The organism is Bacillus sp. JJ1127 (assembly GCF_036965845.1).
In the GTDB taxonomy this organism is placed as follows: domain Bacteria; phylum Bacillota; class Bacilli; order Bacillales; family Bacillaceae_G; genus Bacillus_A.
In genome coordinates this window covers 1-2,265 of the sequence record NZ_JBALQK010000198.1, presented here as the reverse complement: position 1 = coordinate 2,265, position 2,265 = coordinate 1, and the positions used below count along the sequence as shown (strand labels likewise).

Below are 2,265 nucleotides of genomic sequence, written 5' to 3'. Positions count from 1 at the left end.
TTTTGTATTCGTAATGTCATAACAAGTATAATTAAAATGTTTGATTAGAAAATTGTCGCCTTATTAAACAAAAGCAAAAAGCCCTGTTACTGCATTTAGTAGAGTACCGGGGCTTTTTGCTTTTAAACCTATTTTACATATTATTCACTTGCTGTACTATATAAAGTTCGTCCTCTTGAATTGCGAACTTTATATTGTTGCGATCCATTTGTATTTATCTAGTTGATAAAGTGAAACTTTAATCAGTAGGAGTTTTCTTCATCCCCCACTGATTATTAGCCCTCACCTAGCTTCTTTGCTTTTGCTGAATTTTGAGGCGGGGATCTTACTGCCCGTTTATGCGAGATGAACTAATATTTTCTTAATCGATTACTGAGATATCACCACATCCAAAATATCTTACAGTTCTTTCCTTCTCAATTAACAACTTTACTAATTTTAGTTCTTCAAAAAACAACAAATAACGACATTTTTCAAAAAATATGTCGTTATTTGGCGTATTTTATTATAAGATATATAACGTAATATGAAGATTTAAGAGGGGTGTGGTTGAATGTCAGTTCTAAAAAACAGTAAGATTGGTACAAAGTTGAATACATTAGTGATTACAGCTAGTATTGCATGTATTCTCTTATCCATTATAGGGGTTATCTCTTTAAAGAAAACAGGTGAAGCTTCTGCAAGTATGTATGACGAAAGGTTACTTCCAATTTTTTGGATAGAAGCTCTAGAATCGAATTTCTACGCCGGGAATAGTAATTTTATGGAACTTATGGTTACAACCGATGAAAAAAGAAACAAAGAATTATCAAATAATATAGCTGAACTACGTAAAGAAAATGATGAGTTATTAAAAAACTTTGAGTCTAAGATCAGCTCACAAGAAGAAAAGCAATTATATGAGAATTTCAAAAAAAACTTTCAAGAATTTAGAACTCAAATGAAAGAAGCACAAAGTTTAGCAGTAAATAATAAAAATGAAGAAGCTTATGCTTATTATTCAAAAAACACTGAGCCCGCTATGCGAAATGCAATTAATTCTATTCAAGAACTTGTTAAATATAATAGTGATCAGGCAGAACAATTACAAAAAAATAATACAAGCAGTGCACATACTACAATACTGATGTTTATTATTATTTCCGTTATTGCAACTGCAGTTATTATATGTATTGGATATATTATTAAAATCGCTATTAAACGTCCGATTGATTTATTACAACATGATATAAAACAAGTAGCAGATGGAAATTTAGTCATACGTACTTCCTATCAAGCAAATGATGAATTAGGAGCGATCGTTACTTCTTTTAATCACATGTTAGACAATTTACAACAATTAATTGAGAAAATACAAGTAACGACACACGAAGTTACTTCCTCTACCGATAATATGTTACAGAATACAACACAAGCATCTAAAATATCTAACGAAGCCGTTCAAACCATTAATGAAGTAAACAAACAAATAGAAGGACAAGTTACTAATATTCATGAAAGTTCAACAGCAATGAATGACCTAACAAATGGCGTTCAAACAGTAGCTGAGTCAGCATCAACTGTTGCTGAAGTATCTGTTGCTACAACAGATCGTGTAAATAACGGAAGTAAAGTAATCAAACAATCTATTACGCAAATGAATAATGTGCATGCAGTTGTTGAAGAAACATCTACAGTGATAGAACGCCTTATTACGCGTACACAACATATAGATAAAGCTTTAGACGCAATTACGAATATTGCGGAACAAACAAATCTGCTTGCTTTAAATGCTGCAATTGAAGCAGCACGTGCAGGAGAAAATGGAAAAGGCTTTGCAGTTGTTGCAGCTGAAGTGAGAGATTTAGCTGAACAATCCAAGCAATCCGCAAATGAAATTAATGATTTAATTAAATCCATCCAACAAGATACAAAAGATACGGTTCAAATTATGAAAAAAGGACACGAAGAAGCTACGCAGGGAAGAAATGCTGCTAATGAAGCAGACGAAGCCTTTTCAACAATCATGAAAGACATTCATAAAATAACACGCCAAATCCAAGAAGTATCAGCTACAACAGAAGAAATGTCTGCTGGAACGGAAGAAATTAACGCTTCCCTATCAGCAGTATCAGAAACTTCTACAAAAGTAGCGAAAGATACTAATCAAACCGTACAAGCCATTCAAACACAAGCATCATCCATTACAGAAATAACAAATCAATCCATGCAAATAAAGAAAAAAATCGAAGAATTAGAAGGATTACTTTCACAATTTAAAATTAA

The 2,265-nt window shown here is 32.3% G+C and carries 1 protein-coding gene; it reads left to right on the top strand.

Going from position 1 to position 2,265, the window contains the following annotated elements; all coding sequences use genetic code 11:
* Positions 1-553: 553 nt before the first annotated feature.
* Positions 554-2,265, top strand: a 1,712-nt coding sequence (locus V7183_RS18710; RefSeq protein ID WP_335360435.1) for a methyl-accepting chemotaxis protein, incomplete at its 3' end; no start/stop codon positions are given.